3 protein-coding genes are annotated in these 2,553 nt (G+C 68.7%); 2 read left to right on the forward strand and 1 reads right to left on the reverse strand.

The genetic code is table 11. The annotated features are described in order from the left end of the window. Positions 1 to 704: IclR family transcriptional regulator (locus H926_RS31370; protein WP_158442051.1), on the reverse strand; the 704-nt coding region annotated here is incomplete at its 3' end. Positions 705 to 917: 213 nt separating this feature from the next. Between H926_RS31370 and H926_RS0124155 the strand changes: the two genes are divergently transcribed. Then, positions 918 to 2,117, forward strand: coding sequence for a CaiB/BaiF CoA-transferase family protein (locus H926_RS0124155; protein ID WP_022678518.1), 1,200 nt, complete (start codon positions 918 to 920; stop codon positions 2,115 to 2,117). Between the two features lie 4 nt (positions 2,118 to 2,121). Beyond that, positions 2,122 to 2,397 carry a hypothetical protein gene (locus H926_RS0124160; protein WP_022678519.1) on the forward strand — a complete coding sequence of 92 codons (276 nt, stop codon included), beginning with the start codon at positions 2,122 to 2,124 and terminating at the stop codon, positions 2,395 to 2,397. Positions 2,398 to 2,553 lie beyond the last annotated feature (156 nt).

Here is a 2,553-nt window from a genome sequence, read left to right on the forward strand (position 1 = left end):
AGCGAGCGGGCATGGCCGCGCGCGCGCACGTCGTCGATGCGGGCGAGCAGATCCTGCCGTGCGGCCGGCGCCATCGCCTGCCATTCGCGCGAATGCCCCAGCCAGGCATCAAACGCGGCGGGCGCCAGGCCGGCGAGCAGCAGGCGCCCCGAATTGGTGCGCAGCGGCGAATGGGTGGAGCCGACTTCCACCGACAGGCGGAACGGGTTGGGGCTCTCTTCCTGGGTGAGCACGAGCACCTGGTTGCCTTGCAACACGGTCAGGTGGCAGCTTTCGCGCACGTCGTCGGACAGCGCGCGCATCAGCGGGCGCGCCGCCGCGATCAGCGTTTCATAGGGCGAGTGAATGCGCGCGAGCTGGAACAGCTTGAGCGTCAGCGCATAGCCGCCGTTGGTCGGGTCGCGCCGCACATAGCCGCGCCCTTCCAGGCAGGCGAGCATGCGGAACAGCTCGCCCGGCTGGCGGTTGAGCGCGCGCGCCAGTTGCGATTGCGTCATCGGCACGGCCTGGTCGGCCAGGTACTCGACGATATCGAGGCCCTTTTCCAGCGCCGGCACGGCATACTTCCGGCGGCGCTCGTCGCTCGACAGGATGCTGTCCGCCAGCATGCCCTCTGGCCGCCCGTCGAGCGGGCCGTCGCCCAGGTCCGGCATGTCCGGCGCAGGGCTGTCTGCCTGGGTGGCTGATTCGGGGCGCGCATCCATGTTCTGTCCTTCCGCGGCTGGTCTGGCGATCGGGCGGCTTGCGTAACCCATGGCGGCGCGAAGTGCCATCATCGCCTGCCGCTTTGCCCGCCAGCACGGGCGCGCGCCGGGCTGGCCGGGGTGATAGCGGAAGAGGCGCGTGGAATTTGCATTGATTGTTTATATAGAGAATGTATGTTAGCCTGTAAACAATGAGTGATGTGGAGGACGGGATTGGAACAGCGGCTTATCCGCACGGATTCGGCAACGGACACAGCGTCGTCTCCGGCCAGTCCCGGCCCCCTGTCCGATCTGCTGGTGCTCGACATGGCCCAGTTCCTCGCCGGTCCTTCGGCCGCGCTGCAACTGGCCGATCTGGGGGCGCGCGTGATCAAGATCGAGCGGCCGCAGAGCGGTGACCTGTGCCGCGATCTTTATCTGAGCGATACCGACATCGCCGGCGATTCCACGCTGTTCCACGCGATCAACCGCAACAAGGAAAGCCTGGCGGTCGACCTCAAGGACGCGGGCCAGCTTGCGGAACTGCGCCGCCTGGTCGCCCGGGCCGACGTGATCATCCAGAACTTCCGCCCCGGCGTGATCGAGCGGCTGGGGCTGGGCTATGAAGACGTCCAGGCGATCAATCCCGGCCTGGTCTATGCCAGCGTCTCGGGCTTTGGCAGTGCCGGCCCCTGGGCCAAGCTGCCGGGCCAGGATCTGCTCGCCCAGGCGCGCTCGGGCGTGATGTGGCTGACCGGCAGTGCCGACCATGGGCCGATGCCGATCGGGCTTTCGGTGGCAGACATGCTGGCCGGCCATGTTCTGGCCAAGGGCATCCTGGCCTTGCTGGTCCGCCGCGCGCGCACCGGGTTGGGGGGGCGGGTGGAAACCAGCCTGCTCGAAGTGCTGGTCGATTTCCAGTTCGAGCTGCTGACCACTTATCTCAACGATGGCCGCCGCCCCCCGACGCGCGCCGCCGCCCATGGCGCCAATGCCTATCTTGCTGCGCCCTATGGCGTCTATCGCACGGCAGATGGGCATCTTGCCCTGGCGATGACGCCGCTGGCCCGGATCGGCGAATTGCTTGATCTGCCGGGCTTGGGCGAGAGCGGCAACGGCTTTGACGGGCGCGACGCGCTGCTTGACCGCATCGCGCAGCGCCTGGCCACGCGCACCACGCAGGAATGGCTGGCCGTGCTGGAGCCGGCCGGCATCTGGACCGCGGCCGTGCTCGATTGGGAGCAATTGTTGGAGGCCGAAAGCTTCCGCGCGCTCGACATGCTGCAATCGATCGGCGGCCGGGGCCGCAGCATTCTCACCACCGCCAGCCCGATGCGAATCGATGGGCAAAGGCCGGCTTCGGCGCGCGGTGCCCCGCGCGTGGGCGAGCACAGCGCCGCCATCGCCGCCGAATTCGGCCTGGCACTGGCCTGAGGCGATGCGCGCCCGCACTTGCCTTAGCGCCTTGGCGCTGCTGCTCACCACAGCGGCCAGTGCCCAGACGATCAGGGCCCAGCCGCCCGGCCGGCAAGCGCCCGCCTTGCCACGGATCGCGGCGCCGCATGGCCGCCCGGCGCTGTTCGTTGACGGCGCGCCGTTCCTTGTGCTGGGGGCGCAGGCCAACAATTCCTCCAACCATGCCAGCGTCTTGCCGCAAGTGTGGCAGACGGTGGAGCAATTGGGCGCCAACACCCTGGAAATGCCGGTGGCCTGAGCCCGGGCCGAGCCGCGCGAGGGGCAGTTCGATTTCGCCTTTGTCGATACGCTGCTGGCCCAGGCGCGCCAGCACCGCGTGCGCCTGGTGCTGCTGTGGTTCGGCGCGTTCAAGAACGGCGGGCCGGGGTATACGCCGGGCTGGGGCAGGGGCGAT

Origin of the sequence: Novosphingobium sp. B-7 (genome assembly GCF_000410615.1) — a bacterium.
Classification (GTDB): Bacteria; Pseudomonadota; Alphaproteobacteria; order Sphingomonadales; family Sphingomonadaceae; genus Novosphingobium; species Novosphingobium capsulatum.

Excerpts from the sequence above, each read along its gene's own strand:
- H926_RS0124160 (WP_022678519.1), top strand. The coding sequence starts at position 2,122 with ATGCGCGCCCGCACTTGCCTTAGCGCCTTGGCGCTGCTGCTCACCACA.